The organism is Prochlorococcus sp. MIT 0916 (assembly GCF_047305155.1).
Classification (GTDB): domain Bacteria; phylum Cyanobacteriota; class Cyanobacteriia; order PCC-6307; family Cyanobiaceae; genus Prochlorococcus_B.
The window spans coordinates 113,286-128,013 of record NZ_CP138980.1 but is presented as its reverse complement, the minus strand read 5'-3'; the positions used below and the strand labels follow the sequence as shown (position 1 = coordinate 128,013).

General features: G+C 33.6%; 21 protein-coding genes and 1 tRNA gene. 9 read left to right on the top strand and 13 right to left on the bottom strand.

Annotation, left to right across the window (positions count from 1 at the left end):
• Positions 1-192: 192 nt before the first annotated feature.
• Positions 193-648 carry a peroxiredoxin gene (locus tag SIB53_RS00670; RefSeq protein ID WP_413678323.1) on the top strand — a complete coding sequence of 152 codons (456 nt, stop codon included), beginning with the start codon at positions 193-195 and terminating at the stop codon, positions 646-648.
• A 57-nt stretch (positions 649-705) separates the two neighbouring features.
• On the opposite strand, the gene SIB53_RS00665 is transcribed toward SIB53_RS00670, so the two are convergent.
• Positions 706-981: a hypothetical protein gene (locus SIB53_RS00665; RefSeq protein ID WP_413678322.1), complete on the bottom strand. Its 276-nt coding sequence runs from the start codon at positions 979-981 to the stop codon at positions 706-708.
• 97 nt (positions 982-1,078) lie between these two features.
• Positions 1,079-1,276, bottom strand: a complete 198-nt coding sequence (locus SIB53_RS00660; RefSeq protein WP_413678321.1) for a hypothetical protein — start codon at positions 1,274-1,276, stop codon at positions 1,079-1,081.
• A gap of 184 nt (positions 1,277-1,460) precedes the next feature.
• Here SIB53_RS00660 and SIB53_RS00655 point away from each other — a divergent pair, with 184 nt between their 5' ends.
• Positions 1,461-1,649: a hypothetical protein gene (locus SIB53_RS00655; protein ID WP_413678320.1), complete on the top strand. Its 189-nt coding sequence runs from the start codon at positions 1,461-1,463 to the stop codon at positions 1,647-1,649.
• 38 nt (positions 1,650-1,687) lie between these two features.
• Here the strand turns inward: SIB53_RS00655 and SIB53_RS00650 are convergent, their stop codons facing one another.
• Together SIB53_RS00650 and SIB53_RS00645 are read right to left on the bottom strand one after the other, a co-directional pair.
• Positions 1,688-2,044 (bottom strand): hypothetical protein, encoded by a 357-nt coding sequence (locus SIB53_RS00650; RefSeq protein WP_413678319.1) that lies wholly within the window; start codon positions 2,042-2,044, stop codon positions 1,688-1,690.
• Positions 2,045-2,206: 162 nt separating this feature from the next.
• The gene (locus tag SIB53_RS00645; RefSeq protein ID WP_413678318.1) at positions 2,207-2,632 is read right to left on the bottom strand and encodes a nuclear transport factor 2 family protein; all 426 of its coding nucleotides are present in this window, start codon (positions 2,630-2,632) and stop codon (positions 2,207-2,209) included.
• Positions 2,633-2,747: 115 nt separating this feature from the next.
• On the opposite strand from SIB53_RS00645, the gene SIB53_RS00640 reads away from it, so the two are divergent.
• Positions 2,748-3,323, top strand: coding sequence for a hypothetical protein (locus SIB53_RS00640; protein WP_413678317.1), 576 nt, complete (start codon positions 2,748-2,750; stop codon positions 3,321-3,323).
• 44 nt (positions 3,324-3,367) lie between these two features.
• Positions 3,368-3,583: a DUF6737 family protein gene (locus tag SIB53_RS00635; RefSeq protein ID WP_413678316.1), complete on the top strand. Its 216-nt coding sequence runs from the start codon at positions 3,368-3,370 to the stop codon at positions 3,581-3,583.
• Between the two features lie 98 nt (positions 3,584-3,681).
• On the opposite strand, the gene SIB53_RS00630 is transcribed toward SIB53_RS00635, so the two are convergent.
• The 5 genes from SIB53_RS00630 to SIB53_RS00610 all read right to left on the bottom strand — a co-directional run bounded on the left by SIB53_RS00630 (position 3,682) and on the right by SIB53_RS00610 (position 6,417).
• On the bottom strand, positions 3,682-3,876 hold the full coding sequence (locus SIB53_RS00630) for a hypothetical protein (protein WP_413678315.1): 195 nt from the start codon (positions 3,874-3,876) through the stop codon (positions 3,682-3,684).
• Between the two features lie 583 nt (positions 3,877-4,459).
• On the bottom strand, positions 4,460-4,657 hold the full coding sequence (locus SIB53_RS00625; protein WP_413678314.1) for a hypothetical protein: 198 nt from the start codon (positions 4,655-4,657) through the stop codon (positions 4,460-4,462).
• Positions 4,658-4,760: 103 nt separating this feature from the next.
• Positions 4,761-5,102: a hypothetical protein gene (locus tag SIB53_RS00620; RefSeq protein ID WP_413678313.1), complete on the bottom strand. Its 342-nt coding sequence runs from the start codon at positions 5,100-5,102 to the stop codon at positions 4,761-4,763.
• Between the two features lie 2 nt (positions 5,103-5,104).
• Positions 5,105-5,425: a hypothetical protein gene (locus SIB53_RS00615; RefSeq protein ID WP_413678312.1), complete on the bottom strand. Its 321-nt coding sequence runs from the start codon at positions 5,423-5,425 to the stop codon at positions 5,105-5,107.
• Positions 5,426-5,796: 371 nt separating this feature from the next.
• Positions 5,797-6,417: a hypothetical protein gene (locus SIB53_RS00610; protein WP_413678311.1), complete on the bottom strand. Its 621-nt coding sequence runs from the start codon at positions 6,415-6,417 to the stop codon at positions 5,797-5,799.
• Positions 6,418-7,271: 854 nt separating this feature from the next.
• On the opposite strand from SIB53_RS00610, the gene glyQ reads away from it, so the two are divergent.
• Together glyQ and SIB53_RS00600 are read left to right on the top strand one after the other, a co-directional pair.
• On the top strand, positions 7,272-8,144 hold the full coding sequence (gene glyQ, locus SIB53_RS00605; RefSeq protein ID WP_413678310.1) for a glycine--tRNA ligase subunit alpha: 873 nt from the start codon (positions 7,272-7,274) through the stop codon (positions 8,142-8,144).
• A 151-nt stretch (positions 8,145-8,295) separates the two neighbouring features.
• Positions 8,296-9,543 (top strand): iron uptake porin, encoded by a 1,248-nt coding sequence (locus SIB53_RS00600; protein ID WP_413678309.1) that lies wholly within the window; start codon positions 8,296-8,298, stop codon positions 9,541-9,543.
• Between the two features lie 103 nt (positions 9,544-9,646).
• Here the strand turns inward: SIB53_RS00600 and SIB53_RS00595 are convergent, their stop codons facing one another.
• On the bottom strand, positions 9,647-9,892 hold the full coding sequence (locus SIB53_RS00595; protein ID WP_413678308.1) for a hypothetical protein: 246 nt from the start codon (positions 9,890-9,892) through the stop codon (positions 9,647-9,649).
• An 86-nt stretch (positions 9,893-9,978) separates the two neighbouring features.
• Complete coding sequence (locus SIB53_RS00590; RefSeq protein WP_413678307.1) at positions 9,979-10,644, bottom strand: Fe2+-dependent dioxygenase; 666 nt, start codon at positions 10,642-10,644, stop codon at positions 9,979-9,981.
• Positions 10,645-10,792: 148 nt separating this feature from the next.
• Here SIB53_RS00590 and SIB53_RS00585 point away from each other — a divergent pair, with 148 nt between their 5' ends.
• The 3 genes from SIB53_RS00585 (at position 10,793) to SIB53_RS00575 (ending at position 12,954) form a co-directional block, all read left to right on the top strand.
• Positions 10,793-11,818, top strand: coding sequence for an extracellular solute-binding protein (locus SIB53_RS00585; protein ID WP_413678306.1), 1,026 nt, complete (start codon positions 10,793-10,795; stop codon positions 11,816-11,818).
• A 73-nt stretch (positions 11,819-11,891) separates the two neighbouring features.
• Positions 11,892-11,978: transfer RNA gene (locus tag SIB53_RS00580), tRNA-Ser, on the top strand.
• 334 nt (positions 11,979-12,312) lie between these two features.
• Positions 12,313-12,954, top strand: coding sequence for a hypothetical protein (locus tag SIB53_RS00575; RefSeq protein ID WP_413678305.1), 642 nt, complete (start codon positions 12,313-12,315; stop codon positions 12,952-12,954).
• 27 nt (positions 12,955-12,981) lie between these two features.
• On the opposite strand, the gene SIB53_RS00570 is transcribed toward SIB53_RS00575, so the two are convergent.
• Positions 12,982-13,215: a 2Fe-2S iron-sulfur cluster-binding protein gene (locus SIB53_RS00570; protein WP_413678304.1), complete on the bottom strand. Its 234-nt coding sequence runs from the start codon at positions 13,213-13,215 to the stop codon at positions 12,982-12,984.
• An 8-nt stretch (positions 13,216-13,223) separates the two neighbouring features.
• Positions 13,224-14,708, bottom strand: coding sequence for a cobyric acid synthase (locus SIB53_RS00565; protein WP_413679163.1), 1,485 nt, complete (start codon positions 14,706-14,708; stop codon positions 13,224-13,226).
• Positions 14,709-14,728 lie beyond the last annotated feature (20 nt).

The following is a 14,728-nucleotide window of genomic DNA, read 5'->3' as shown; positions in this document are numbered from 1 at the left end:
TTTTATTTAATTAATTTCATTATACTAAAATTCAATAATATTATTATTTACCTTAATATATTTATGATTTTAATAATATAGTTATTAGCTGTTGATTTATATATTATTCATTTACCACTATTTGATTAACTCTATTTACCTCCAAATCGCTCTAGTTTTTTCTATAATAATCTAAAGTATTTCTGGGGTCAAATGCCTTTAAAGTTAGGCGATCAAATACCTGATTTTTCACTCTCTGATCAGCTAGGAGTCTCAAGGACAAATAAGCAAGCCAAAGGTAGGCCATTAGTTTTATTTTTTTACCCTAAAGATGATACCCCAGGTTGTACAGCTGAAAATTGTGGTTTTAGAGATAAATACGATCTTTTTAAACTTTTTGGTGCGGAGGTTTGGGGGGTCAGTGGAGATGATGAGGCAAGCCATAGATCCTTTGCTGACAAAAATAAACTTCCTTTCCCATTATTGTGTGATACGGACAATTCTTTGAGAAGAGCTTTTGGTGTCCCTAAAGTTCTTGGTTTACTAGATGGTCGTGTGACTTATATTATTGATTCGAAAGGTGTTATTAGACATATTTTTAACGACCTTTTAAATGGTCCTGCTCATGTAAATGAAGCACTAAGAGTGTTAGGTGAAATAAGAAATTAATTATTTCTGATTAAAATTTAATCTTTTTGTTTTCTAAAGTAAGTGTCTAAGAAATACTCAAGATAATAATTTTCTACGATTTTCTTTTGATTGTAGTTTTTCTAAAACTGTTTCAGAAGAAATTTTTGCAACATCATTTAATCCGTTTGCATCAAACCATGGGGCTGTGGCCCAATCGAATCCTTTACCAAAAGTATTGTCTGGAGAAACTATGTACCAATGGCAAGCAGTGTCGGGTACATCCACGGCACATTTTGACCAATTATCATTCCACTGAGGTACTTGAACCCAAAGTAAAGTTGAAAAAAGCAGAGAAAATAAAGAAGTGAACATTTCTTTGGATTTACTTTACCTTAGTGCTTTTTGTGCTTGAACGAGGATTTTAAAATTCTTTTTCTGCAAGATAATCAAATAGTAATTATAAGTTAATCTAATTAATCTTTCTATCATTTTTTAAGTATCTCAGGCATAAAATTTCTTGGTACTCTTCATTTTCACCAGAATTTACTATCCATTCTTTAAATTCTTGATAAAGAACGGATCTATCTATTCTATCTATTTCAGTCATCCTAATTAAGGTACAGCTAAGTGTTACTGAAATTATTTGTTCAATAGAAGGTTTATTCATCAATTTTGTTTTGTATATCATCTAAATAATCTAATTAAAAATTCTCTCTGACGAGTCTTTTTGGCCATGATTTTATATTCAATTTATGAATCGAATATAATTATTTATAGATCTATGGTACTTTTTATAAATATTAATTTAAATTAGTTATTATTCGTTTATACTTCTATAAATATATTTTTCAATGGAAAGAGAAAGTAAAAATAAATCTTTCCTTATTTGGATTGAGGAGATTTTGGAAGAAATAGAGGTTCAAATTTATGGAATAATAGGTGCAATATTCTTTTTTTTTGTGATTTATTTTATTTTTAAACCTAATTGGATGAGTCAAGTATTTGATCTTTTTTCGAAAATTAAATCACCTCTAGGATAAATACTAAATTACTAGATAATTAATCCCATATTGAATTATTAGTACTCTAAACTTTTCTCTTTGGCTACTAATTCTATAAATTTCCATACAAGGGCATGTTTATAGTCATCCTTATTTGGACAAGCCGATACTACTTCTTGCCATGAGAAATTATCTTCATCTTTATTTTCTTTTAGTGGTGATCCAAAATCTCTTGCAAGATTAGAAAGAAAAGAATATCCTAGTCTTTCTGAAGTGTATTGGATGATCTCATCTGAGTAACTCATATAGAGCAAGAGAGTGTCAGCTTGATAGTTATGTCTTGTGCATGCACCATCAGAACAACCACTACTCGCAATCTCTAAGCATGCTTTATGGTCGTAGGTTTCCTTGATTAAATCAACTAATTTTCCCATTCGATTCTTCCAGCAACACTCTTGTTATAGCTAAAAAAAATTAATTACGTATTGAACCAAATAAACAAATTAAATTTTGAAAATAAATAAATAGTATTTTTCGTTCGATTGCGATTAGGTCAATTCACTAGTCATTTTCTGATTTAAAAAATAATAAATATTTTAGTCAACAAATCTTGAATATAACCATCTAAAAAATGCTCCTATAAATGGAATATTACCAAATGTTCCTGAACAAAAATCAAAATAATCTCTATGTTCTTTTACCTTCCCTTCTTCATCAAATATTAATCGTGTTGTTCCATCATATATAAATTCTTTACCTTTTATTTTTAAACCCATTGTCCATTCAACAAAAGCAATATTCTTATTGATGGCAATTGAATGTGATTCTAAATAAATATCATCACATCTTTTGATTAATCCATCTTGAGCTTTGATGTATGCATCAATTCCATTTTTTTCTTGAGTAGGATCGATGAATTTAACTTGCTGATTGTACAAAGATTCCCATTCATCCCTTGATGGCGCTTTCTCTCCATAAGATAAATTAAAGAATTTTTTTAATTCTTTCTCTTTTATGAGCATTGAATTTTACGTTAATAATTACAATTTAGATTATTTAAATAGACATCGCCTTGAAGCTATGTCATCAAGATAACTCAGAAATAGCTTAGATTTAGTATCTATTCATTTAGCTCATATGAACAGGAAGAACATTCTTACTTCTATTGCTGTCCTTGGAATAGGAATAATCCTCTACAAATTGCTTCTAGGTCTTGTCCTACCAATAGCTTTGTTTGTATCTCTTGGATATGTTCTGAAATTTTTACTTAAGGGCTCAGCGACTGATTCGGTTGATGAGGTTTCTAAGATTTTTACTAACAGTGAGACCTCTTCTTCAATTGACAACATAGTTGAAATTAAGGCAGTTGAAGAAGAAAAGCCTTTTGAAGAGGATCAGGCAGTCGAAGAAGAAAAGCCTTTTGAAGAGGATCAGGCAGTCGAAGAAGAAAAGCCTTTTGAAGAGGATCAGGCAGTCGAAGAAGAAAAGCCTTTTGAAGAGGATCAGGCAGTTGAAGAAGAAAAGCCTTTTGAAGAGGATCAGGCAGTCGAAGAAGAAAAGCCTTTTGAAGAGGATCAGGCAGTTGAAGAAGAAAAGCCTTTTGAAGAGGATCAGGCAGTTGAAGAAGAAAAGCCTTTTGAAGAGGATCAGGCAGTTGAAGAAGAAAAGCCTTTTGAAGAGGATCAGGCAGTCGAAGAAGAAAAGCCTGAGTAAGTGTTTAGGATTGGATAGCGTTAATCATTTATCAAGTTTCTTTAATGGATACAAATTCAAAAAAAAGTTTTTGGGATTCAAAGCCTTACTGGTGTCAACCTTGGTCAATTATTAGCTTTGGAGTTTTAGTTCTAATTTTTAGTTGGAAACTATTTAATAATATTATATTTACTTCAGTTATAGGCATTTTTGTTTTTGCTTGGTGGATATTATTTTTAATACTTGCTCCGAATTCATATCAAGTACTTAATGATAAATAATAACCATAATTTATTATTTTATTTTTATTTCAATAGGCTTAAAATTTATTCTTTATTTAGACCGAAAAAACACAAATAAGAAATTTCAAGTTAAGTCGTTATTTCCCCTGATCCCTACTTGTTTTGGATGGGAATCCTATGTAACCTCCTGAAAACCGCTTTCGATTTGTCCAATAAAATTCAACTAACTCTCTTGTGGAGCTTTTTATGAGAGCTTCTCTGCCTATCCCTAGCCCGCTTGAAAGCTTTAAACTCGTTGTTGATTTCCAGCTTGAAGTTCTTGAAGATTCCATTAGATACTCCAATTGATTGGTTGATTAGATACGCGAACAATCCCCTGCCTCTATTGGCCGTTGCATTAATCATGCTTTGTGAATTAAATGATTTTGTTAGAGTGGGGAAAAGAAATTTGAGATTCTTCACACGCTCGCAACGCCTTTCTATAGTACAAGAGTATTACCAAGTGTCAAATTTTTATTTCTTGGTTTATAGTCTAATGTAGACAGTATGCTTATTTTCTTGAATTTATTTTATAGTTTAAATATTCTTTTAAATGAAAATATAATAATATATAAAGCTATTCAGATTAATAATACAATGCGTAAATTCATTTGTAAAAAAATAATTAAAGAATTTTAGCTTAAAACTAATTTACCTACTTAGATTATTTTTTTGTGGTTAAACTTGTAATATAATGTATAAATGAAATAAAAATAAAACTTTTTGTTTATTAAAACTTCGGAGAGAGATATTTATCTTTAGGATAAAGTCAATCTATCTAAATCACAAACTTTTTCTATTTATATTAGAAATTTTTTAATATATATAATAATATTATATATACTATCTATTCTTAAATTATTAAAGTTATACATACTATTCACTTAACGTAAACTTGTCTATAACCAAGATCTCCTGCTCTGAGAAGTCGCTAGCGGATATACAATTTATCCACTCTTTATACTCTTGGGCAATAGCTAATTGATCCCCTGGATTGACCACTACTGTTCTTTTTAATATATGGGACAAACCTTTGATTAATATATCTTCTATACTTTTTCGATCTTCTGTCATTTCCTCATTGCATTTAATCCAGACTACCTTTTATTGATTTAATTGTAAATAGTAAAATAGCTTTATAAGAAGTTAGATTTAATAAATACATATATATATTAAATTATGCGGCTTCAATTTCGTCATTCTTATCTACTGAGGGAATAAATCCAAATTCTTCTATCGTTTCAACTAATGTAAGCTTGCTATCTTCTTTGGCTGATTTGATATTAATAGAATCATCTACTACTGCCGTATCGTTTTTATTTAAATCTTTAGATTGTTTTTTAATAAAAAAATTCTTATTTATATATCTAATTAAACTATTAAAAAAATTTATATTAGTCAAGTATAATGAAAATGTAATCCCAATCAGAACTAAAAAAATATTATGAATAAAAAAATATGAGACAATCAAAGTCAACGATAAATATTCTATGACATTATTTACGGTAGGTTTTTTCATGATTATGCTACATCCTGTCGATTTTTTTTGTTTTGTCTTTCTAATAAGGTCAGATCAAAAGATGATTGGATTTGGTTGTTATAATCTAATTCATCAATAAATTTTGATAAATTGTTTGTATTTTGTATCCACTTATGCCGTATTGTTTTTGGAATATCAGGGAGATTAACTTCTTTTTTGTTGAGAGATCTTGCATAACGTTTTCTTTGCCCACTATCCATTGTCGAAGTGTAGCTCTCATGGTTTTGAGTTGCCTCATTTTCGCTCTCTCTTGACTCTGTAATTGCCATTAATTCTGAAAGACTTCTAATGAATGGAATCATGCCGCATGCCTCTCTTTATCGTTTCTCTCTAGCTTATTCTTTAAGCTTTTATCTTTTTTGTAGGCATTTATGTAGTGAACGTCGTAGGATCCTAATCCTTCCTCTTTCGGGTTGTATAAATGGATTAACCCATTTCTTGACTTTAAATTCTTATTCATGATTTCAAGCCACTCTCTTTTGATTTTTCCTTTCTATCATCTTCCCCATTTTGTGATAAGGTTTGGGCTTATATTTTTCTAGTAATCTCTTCGTAATCCCCTTCTCTATTGTGTTAAGAGTCTCAGATTTAAAATTCTTTTGTTGTGAAATCCTAGAGCTTGTGTTGGAGATTTTCATATTAAATAATAGTGGGAAATTTTGTGGACTTGGTATTAGACAAGCGAATCAAATTTTTCTCTGTTTGATAGCAGTTTACTCAGCTTCTTGTTCTCGTCTTGAAGATTGCTAATGACTTTCTTGTAAGTCTCGACTTTTTCTTTTAGGGATTTAATCTTCTCGCTCTCGGTCTTTTGTGAATATTTAGTTGTCTTTTTCTTGCTCCCTTTTACTAAGCCTCTTACAGTCGCTTCTGTCATTCTTTCGCCGTTGCCCACCGCTTCAAATACCTTTTGCCGTTCCTTGTCGGTCACCCCTTTGCTTCCCATTAGAGCTAGTGATCTAGGAGTTAATGATGCAAGTAAGTTATCGTCTATATCGGAGCCACCTAGCCAGTTAGTGTATGCACTTACAAGGTCAACGGCAAACCTTTCGGAGCAATTAATTGCTCCAGACTTTAAAAAGGCTCTCCAATTACCAGGCTTGATGTTACTCTTTATATCGGAGAGGTTGGCCGCAACGGCCCTGAGTGACTGACCGACGCAGCTCAGCTCCTCGTTGATTTCGACGACCGACTCCTTGACATACTCCACCTGGGCTGGCACGAGGCCCTTAGTAACTTCACTGTTGAGCGGAATAGTTGCTAAGTCAACCACCTCTGTGGGCGATAATTCCATAGAACTAGCTAAGTGCCTATTCAATATACGCCTTGTGACGAATCGGAACAACGGGTACTGATGTACTATATTTTATTTTTATTTAACGTCTAATGGGTTTATGTTTTTAGCTTGTAAATAGAGAATTTATCGCCTATTCGCATATATTCAAGTAGCATACAATCAATAATAAATTAATATAAGCAAGCTAATGTTTGTATTAGTATATTATTTATTTAATCTTAAAAAAAATTGTATTTTATGTCTATGCAATATTGTTTAGTAGCAGTATATAGTTGCTAATAACTAGAGATTATTTGTACTTTTAATCTATCTTGCTTTTTGCGAGATGCGCCTGCACCGTTCGTTATTGAGTATAAATACTTACGCATTCTTCTTTATCCTCATCTGAGTACTCAGCTTTAAGTGATCGCTGGTGGATTTTGAATTTAATTAATTTTCTCGGTTGGCTATTTGTAAAGTATATGTATTGGGCCTGCTTCTTGATAATAAGCCCCGCCAGGTTAAGCCAATTGCTTCTAACTCCAGTTATATCAAGACTAATGTATTTCCAGGACAGAAATATTTGTCTCAGTTATAGCAAGTAGTTCTGGAAACTGATTCTTTATGACTAGTTACCCGTTGAATATAGGATTTATTCATTTTGAAACTTATGATGATATGAATTTAGTTTGAATTCGATCCTTTGATAGTTTCAACTTTTTTGGTGTTAGTCATATTGATCATTCATTAGAATCTGACTAACCCGTGACTAACTTGGAATTGCATTATCCTCGTCACCGCTCGCTTTCTAAAGCACTGACTAACAACAGACTAACACATATTTCGTTCAAATCTATTGGAGTGACAGGCTAATGTACTTTCAGGACATAATTTCTAGCCTCAATAATTTCTGGAGTGGGAAAGGTTGTTTGTTGCTTCAGCCATATGATCTAGAGAAGGGTGCAGGGACGATGAGTCCTCATTCTTTTTTGAGAGCAATAGGTCCTGAACCTTGGGCTGTCGCTTATCCAGAGCCCTGCAGAAGGCCAACTGATGGAAGATATGGAGACAATCCGAATAGAGCTCAGCATTATTTTCAATATCAAGTTCTTATCAAGCCTTCTTTAGACGGTATACAAGAAATTTATTTGTCTTCCCTTGATGCAGTGGGTATCTCAGCCAAAGATCACGATATTAGATTCGTAGAGGACAATTGGGAGTCTCCTACATTAGGCGCCTGGGGAGTTGGGTGGGAGGTTTGGCTTGATGGGATGGAAGTTACTCAATTTACTTATTTTCAGCAATGTGGAGGTATTGATTGCAAGCCTGTTTCGATTGAGATCACTTATGGTCTGGAGAGATTGGCAATGTATTTACAAAATGTTGAAAGTATTTGGGACCTTTCTTGGAATAAAAAGAATAAATATGGTGATATCTGGCTTCCTTTTGAAAAAGGACAATGTAAGTATAATTTTGAAGAATCTAACTCCGGAAATTTAAGGAAACTTTTTGAGATTTACGAGGAAGAGGCTCATCAATTAATCGAAAAAAAATTACCTGCGCCCTGCCTTGACTATGTTCTAAAATGCAGTCATACATTTAATTTGTTAGAAGCAAGAGGGGTTGTATCTGTTACTGAAAGAACTAAGATTATTGCAAGAATTCGATCTTTAGCTCGTAAAGTTGCTGAAGCTTGGCTAGAGGAAAGAGAGACCATTGGGTTCCCTCTTTGTGCCAATAATTGATTAATCTTAAGTAATATTTTTGATTAATTAGTTAATTAACAGTTCGAATTATATATTCCTATGTATAAAAAGATACTTCTAGATTTTTTGTCTTTGTAATGTTTTATTTAATACATTATTATTCCATTGACATAATTTGTGTGAGGACACAATGAAGCTTTTTCAGCGTTTGCTGGTAGCTCCTGCTGCTTTGGGCCTAATGGCACCATTAGCTGCAAATGCCGACGTAACTGCGGTATCTAACGAGTCAGATCTAAGTTCTGAAGTTATTCAAGCTCGTGTTGATGGCGTTGAAGCTCAACTCGGCGAAATCATGGCTGGTCAGTTCTCTTCATCTACAAAGATGAGCGGAAAGGCTGCTTTTATAACTGGTTATGTTGATGATGATGCTGAGTCAGATACTGACAGCATCACTATGGAATATATGTATCAGTTGAACATGAACACCAGTTTTACTGGTGAAGACATGCTCTATACAAGGCTCAAAGCTGGTAACGTATCAGATCATTTTGTAGACAAAGGTCAAGGTACTTATCTTTCAGCTGGTAAGAACACATCAGATGCTCTTAAGGTTGACAAAATTTGGTATCAATTCCCAGTTGGCGAAGACGTAACTGTTTGGGTTGGTCCAAAAATTGAGAACTACTACATGCTTGCAAGTTCTCCTTCTATCTATAAGCCTGTTACTAAGCAATTCACTCTTGGTGGAAACGGAACTGTTTATGGTTCTTCTACTAAAGCTGGTTTTGGTGCTGCTTATGTTCAACCAACTGAAGATCCCTCAGCAGGTAGATTTGCGGTAAGTGTTGCTTACACAAACCAAAGTGGTGCAAAGTCTGGGAAAGACCAAGGTCTATTTGGTGAAGATGGTAAGTCAGCTTTACTTACTAAGCTTGAGTACGGCACCCCTCAGTGGCAAGTCTCTGGTGCTGTTGCATTGAAAGAAAATGGCTGGTCAGATAGCTATTTCACAACGGCTGCAGGTAAAGCAAGATCTGCTGCTGGTTCTGAAACTGCAGTTGGTTTAAGAGCATATTGGAAGCCTGATACAACAGGAGCTATTCCTGAAGTTCAGCTTGGTTATGACGTTTCTACTATTGATGATGCTCCAACTGGATTTGCTGATGAAGCATCAGGTTGGATGGTTGGACTTGGTTGGAAAGACCTACTGATCGACGGAAACAGAGCTGGTGTTGCTTTTGGTTCAAGAGTTAGCGCTACTTCTATTGTTGGTGGTACTTCTGATCCTTCTGAAGATAACAGTGTTTGGGAAGCTTACTATTCCTTCAAAATAAACGATGGCGTAACAGTTACTCCTGCAATCTTTGGTGGTTCAGATGTTGAGTCTGAAGGCAAAGATGTTAGTGGAGCAGTTGTTCTAACTGAATTCAGATTCTAATTCTTTTAATTATGAGATTTAAAACGCCCCAAAGAAGGGGCGTTTTTTTTTGCATTAAAAAGCCCCTTTCTTTGGGGCGTGTATTCTTTTACATATCAAAAGTTTACCAGCAGTTCTCACCCTCTCCAATAGGGATACAAACATTTGATTTCTTAGCTTTATCAGCAGCTTTTTGTGCAGCTTCATCAAGCTTTCCATCCTCATCTGCTTCTTGATCTGTAGTCCATTCTTTTAAGCCTCCCATTTCTCCATGCTTGTCTCCAGCCATCGAATTGTCAGGAATAATTGCGTTAGTCGCTAAGGCAGCAGTTGCTGCAAGGAATATTCCGATAGGTGTTTTACTTGGCATACCATTTTTTATTTGTTTATATTTTGGTGGATCACACCCCCTGATGAAAGTTCTTTTTTTACCTCTGCTTGTATAAAGTGATCGATTTAATCTCCTAATCTTCTTAGGATATTGCTGTAAGCCTGGAAAATTAAATCTAATTCATCGGATCTTCCGTGTTTTGCCAGTAAGCCTTTTGCTCCTGCATCCAGCTCGAATAGGAAATTTCTATCTTCATTATTTTGTACATAGCTTTGAATCCAGCCTACACATACATAACGTTCACCATCTTTGACTTCAGCAACAGAATGTAGTTTTGTGCTGGGATAAATTATCATTTCTCCAGCAGATAGTTTAATTTTTTCAGTTTTATTGATCGTCTGAATACATAATTCACCACCTTTATAATCTTCTGGTTCGTTTAAAAATAACGTAAAAGATAAATCACTTCTTCCTGAGGGCATGTAAGGATTATCAAGATGTGACCCATAGCCATGACCAGCTAGAGATTGAGTAAACATGACTCCATGGATCAGACTAGGTAATGTAAAACTTTTTAGAAGAGGATTTGAAATTATTTTATTAACAATAATTTCTCTAAGCTCAATTGATAATTTTGAATTTCTATCTAATTGAAAATTAGATTTGATTTTTTCTGAATGACTTCCCGCTGTTTTTCTTCCATCTTGCCATGAGGATTTCTCTGCTTTTAGTCTTTTAACTATTTGAAGAGCTTCTGATTGATTAATTAAAGAATGACTTAAATATTCCATCTTTATTATCTAGATTTGATTACTATTCTAAAGTATAAATAGGATATCAATTGATACTTGAATAAGTATCAAAGTTGCGAAGCTATATTTAGGTGTGTCTTCTTGTCTAACCTATACAAATATATTAATCCCTTCCCTAGATAGATTAATGAATTTAATTAAGCGTCTTTTTACTTCAGCATTAACAGGCACTCTACTAGTCTCTTCAAGTTTTAATCATGTAAAAGCCTCTGAGAAAGAAGTAAGAATTTATTCAGGCAGGCATTACAACACTGATAAGCAGATATATAAGAAATTTGCCGAAGAGACTGGAATAAAGATTCGATTAATTGAGGCTACAGGTATTTCTTTAGTCGAAAGATTGAAAAGGGAAGGATCAAATTCTAAAGCCGATGTGATACTTCTTGTTGATGCTGCTCGAATTAGCAATGCTGCAAAAAGTGGTCTTCTTCAGTCATATAGATCGGATGAGTTAGATAAAAATGTTCCCGTGGAATATCGAGATCCCCAAGCAAGGTGGTATGCCTTAACAAGAAGGGTGAGGGTGATGGTCGCTAATCCTAAGAAAATTGATGTAAATTCAGTCAAAGATTATTCAGATCTTGCGAGTCCTGAATTGAAGGGTCTTGTTTGTGTAAGAAAAAGGAGCAGTCCATACAATCAATCTTTAGTTGCTAATCAAATTGTCAATAAAGGAGAAGCAAAAACGAAAGAATGGTTAAAAGGGATGATTTCAAATATTTCTCAACCTTTTTTCCCTGGAGATATAGGTGTTATAAGAGCTGTCGCTCAGGGTAAATGTGGAGTAGGGATAGTCAATCACTACTATGTATCAAGAATGCTTGCAGGTGTTAATGGTAGGAAAGATCAAAGGTTGGCTAAAAAAGTAAAAGTTCTGACTCCTAATCCTGCTCATGTAAATGTCAGTGCAGGTGGCATAGCTAAATATGCTGAAAATAAATTAGAAGCAATTCAACTCCTTGAGTATCTAGCTTCTCCTAATGGCAGTAGTGGATTAGCAGGTCCAACATTTGAACACCCTTTGGTTGGTTTCAATAAAACGGATGAAGTTACACAATTTGGAGAATTTACTCCTGATAATGTGACCATTGATCAATTAGGAGCAAATAATAAAAAAGCAATCAAGCTTATGAGAAAAGCAGGTTGGGATTAAATAATTAAGAAGAAGTTGTTAATTCTGTTTATTCTCAAAAGAATTAAAAAGATTGCTTTAAACTCATTTGAAGGGAGAGGTGGCTGAGTGGTCGAAAGCGAACGACTCGAAATCGTTTGATAGCTAAAACTATCCGTGGGTTCGAATCCCACCCTCTCCGTATTTTGTAATTCCTGCGGATCCATAGACTTACAGACGTCTAGTCTTAGTAGTCGTTTTCAGGAATAATTGATCTCTAGAGATCCTGCAAATTTTTCTATGTCTGAAGATTGTGCTGGTGGATGTGCTGGGTGATATTAGTTGACGTGCTGGTGGATATCGCAATCTGATCTCATGAACCTGTCCTATACTGTCCCTAGGAGTCCTAGAGTGACAAAACTTCACTGACACCCTCTCGTATTTCTTTAAAGTTGCTTTTCTCTTACGTATTTTCTTGAACATTTTTAAACCGACCATCATTAATGTGCTTAAAATGAAGAAGAGGAAGAAATGATTTGAAAAAATTAGACGAGTCTTTATCTTTTTACGATGAAGCAATTAATTTGATTGATTTAGATGATTATGATGGTGCAATTAAATCTATTAAAAAGAATATTGATAGTTTTCAAAGTCAAGATGATATTGCTTTGGCATATTTAAACTGTGGATTCTTAAATGATAAATTAGGAGATAATCTATCTGCTATAGATGACTTCTCAAAGTCAATTTATTTTGAGGCTAAAATAGATATTATTAATCAAAGGTCTAAAGATATTTCATTTAGTGGAAGAAGTAATTCTAAGTATAAAAATGGAAATTATCAGGGGGCTATAGAGGATAAAATAAAAGCAAAAGAAATTAGATTATTGGAAATTAATAAATCCAAGGAATTAGATAATATAAAAATAGATTATAAAAATATTTTGTTAGGTACTTTTTTAAAAATAGATTTAGAGCCTCAATATAATGTCTTGATTAAAGGCTCGAAAATACAAAAAAGTAAATATGATTTAATTGCAGATTATAAAAAGGTAATTAGCGATAAAAGGAAAAAGGAGGTAATAAATAAACTAGAAATTATCAGTGAATCAAAATATAATATTGGAGATTATAAAGGGGCTATTAAAGCGATTAGAAGAGCGGAGAAATATTATTAATTATCTGACAAGAGGATATATTTTTTATTACCAATAAGGATCACTAAAAAATTCAATATTAAGTTCTTTTTCGTTCGGCACTGAAGCGATACATGCCCGTACTACTTTTCCGTTAACTTCTATTTCGCATGCCCCGCAGCTTCCTCCTAGGCATCCAGTAGGGATATCGATATTTGCATCATATGCAGCTTTTAACCAATCAACTCCAGGACAGCATTTACTTGATTTCTTATTAGGCCAGTTGATTTTTACATTTTTCATTGTTTAGATCATTTGATTAAATTGTCTATATTGATATTTCTTTCGAAGGCATCAGTTAATAAATCTAATAACTTCTCTCTTTTATCACGATTTTGTTCTGCGTTAGCGTTTAGTTTATTTAATCCTTTTTTCTGTCTTATTTTATTTATCCATTGCTCACGCCATTCATCATTTTCAAAAATTCCATGTAAATATGTTCCTCCAATAAAGCTTTTATCTTTTTTTTCAATTACCCAACCTAAAGAACTGTTTTTAAACAGAGAAATGATTTCGGAGTCTTTATTATTGATCAAATCACTTTCTCCATAATGCATTTCAAACCCCTTTATATTCTGAGAATCTGGCCATGAAACTTTTTCTTCTCTTTGTGAAGTGTGCTTGATTTCTCCAAAGGTTGTTTTGATTGGAAGAAGATTCATCCCAATAATTGAATATTCACTTGTTTCATTAATACTTTCCTGCTGATGTGGGTCTTCCAATGATTTTCCTAGCATTTGTAATCCTCCACATATGCCAAAAATATTTCCTCCATTTTTGGCATAAACTTTTATTTGATTGCTTAAACCAGCTTTATTTAAAGTCTCTAAATCCTTAATAGTCTGTTTGCTTCCAGGAATTATTAATACATCTGGCTTACCTAGGTCTTGTCCAGGTTCTATCCATCTCATTTGAATACTTGAATCGCTAAAGAAAGGATCTAAATCAGAAAAATTGCTAATCCTAGGTAATTTTATTATTGCGATTTCTATTTCTGCACTTTGATTTATTTGTTTCCTTTCAAGTAGATCAAGGGAATCTTCAGGCGGAAAAATTTCTTTTAGCCAAGGCAATATTCCTAAAACTGGAATTTCTGTTTCTTTTTCTATCCATGTAACTCCAGATTCGAATAAGGCTTTATCGCCTCTGAACCTATTAATAATTATTCCCTTGATCAATCTTTTTTCATCAGGTTTCATCAATGCAATTGTGCCAATGATTTGAGCAAAAACTCCTCCTCTTTCAATATCTGCTACTAAAATACAACTTGCATTTAAAAATTTAGCTAATTTCAAATTTGTAAGATCTTTATGTTGCAAATTTACTTCTACGGGACTTCCAGCTCCCTCAAGAATAAGTCTTCCGTCTTTTTTACTCTTCAATAATATTGCTAGACCTTTTTTAATAGCTTCCCAGCCTGAATCGAACCAGTCTTCGTAGTAATTTATCGCCTTACAGGAGCCTACACTTTTGCCTAGATGAATCACTTCACTTGTGCAATCTCCCTTTGGCTTAAGTAGAACAGGATTCATTGCAGCACTTGGCTCTAAGCCTGCAGACCAAGATTGAAGTGCTTGAGAATATGCCATTTCTCTTCCCTGAGTATCAACCCAAGCGTTATTACTCATGTTTTGACCCTTGAAAGGAATTGGATGTTCCCCTTTCCTTTTTAAAAATCTACAAATAGCAGTAGCTATAAGCGTTTTACCAGCACCACTAGAGGTTCCTAAAACCATTAATGGAGTATGTTTTAGTC

Bases quoted from the DNA above. Each gene is read 5' to 3' on its own strand.
- SIB53_RS00670 (WP_413678323.1), top strand. From the start codon at position 193: ATGCCTTTAAAGTTAGGCGATCAAATACCTGATTTTTCACTCTCTGAT.
- SIB53_RS00665 (WP_413678322.1), bottom strand. From the start codon at position 981: ATGTTCACTTCTTTATTTTCTCTGCTTTTTTCAACTTTACTTTGGGTT.
- SIB53_RS00660 (WP_413678321.1), bottom strand. From the start codon at position 1,276: ATGAATAAACCTTCTATTGAACAAATAATTTCAGTAACACTTAGCTGT.
- SIB53_RS00655 (WP_413678320.1), top strand. From the start codon at position 1,461: ATGGAAAGAGAAAGTAAAAATAAATCTTTCCTTATTTGGATTGAGGAG.
- SIB53_RS00650 (WP_413678319.1), bottom strand. From the start codon at position 2,044: ATGGGAAAATTAGTTGATTTAATCAAGGAAACCTACGACCATAAAGCA.
- SIB53_RS00645 (WP_413678318.1), bottom strand. From the start codon at position 2,632: ATGCTCATAAAAGAGAAAGAATTAAAAAAATTCTTTAATTTATCTTAT.
- SIB53_RS00640 (WP_413678317.1), top strand. From the start codon at position 2,748: ATGAACAGGAAGAACATTCTTACTTCTATTGCTGTCCTTGGAATAGGA.
- SIB53_RS00635 (WP_413678316.1), top strand. From the start codon at position 3,368: ATGGATACAAATTCAAAAAAAAGTTTTTGGGATTCAAAGCCTTACTGG.
- SIB53_RS00630 (WP_413678315.1), bottom strand. From the start codon at position 3,876: ATGGAATCTTCAAGAACTTCAAGCTGGAAATCAACAACGAGTTTAAAG.
- SIB53_RS00625 (WP_413678314.1), bottom strand. From the start codon at position 4,657: ATGACAGAAGATCGAAAAAGTATAGAAGATATATTAATCAAAGGTTTG.
- SIB53_RS00620 (WP_413678313.1), bottom strand. From the start codon at position 5,102: ATGAAAAAACCTACCGTAAATAATGTCATAGAATATTTATCGTTGACT.
- SIB53_RS00615 (WP_413678312.1), bottom strand. From the start codon at position 5,425: ATGATTCCATTCATTAGAAGTCTTTCAGAATTAATGGCAATTACAGAG.
- SIB53_RS00610 (WP_413678311.1), bottom strand. From the start codon at position 6,417: ATGGAATTATCGCCCACAGAGGTGGTTGACTTAGCAACTATTCCGCTC.
- glyQ (WP_413678310.1), top strand. From the start codon at position 7,272: ATGTACTTTCAGGACATAATTTCTAGCCTCAATAATTTCTGGAGTGGG.
- SIB53_RS00600 (WP_413678309.1), top strand. From the start codon at position 8,296: ATGAAGCTTTTTCAGCGTTTGCTGGTAGCTCCTGCTGCTTTGGGCCTA.
- SIB53_RS00595 (WP_413678308.1), bottom strand. From the start codon at position 9,892: ATGCCAAGTAAAACACCTATCGGAATATTCCTTGCAGCAACTGCTGCC.
- SIB53_RS00590 (WP_413678307.1), bottom strand. From the start codon at position 10,644: ATGGAATATTTAAGTCATTCTTTAATTAATCAATCAGAAGCTCTTCAA.
- SIB53_RS00585 (WP_413678306.1), top strand. From the start codon at position 10,793: ATGAATTTAATTAAGCGTCTTTTTACTTCAGCATTAACAGGCACTCTA.
- SIB53_RS00570 (WP_413678304.1), bottom strand. From the start codon at position 13,215: ATGAAAAATGTAAAAATCAACTGGCCTAATAAGAAATCAAGTAAATGC.
- SIB53_RS00565 (WP_413679163.1), bottom strand. From the start codon at position 14,708: ATGGTTTTAGGAACCTCTAGTGGTGCTGGTAAAACGCTTATAGCTACT.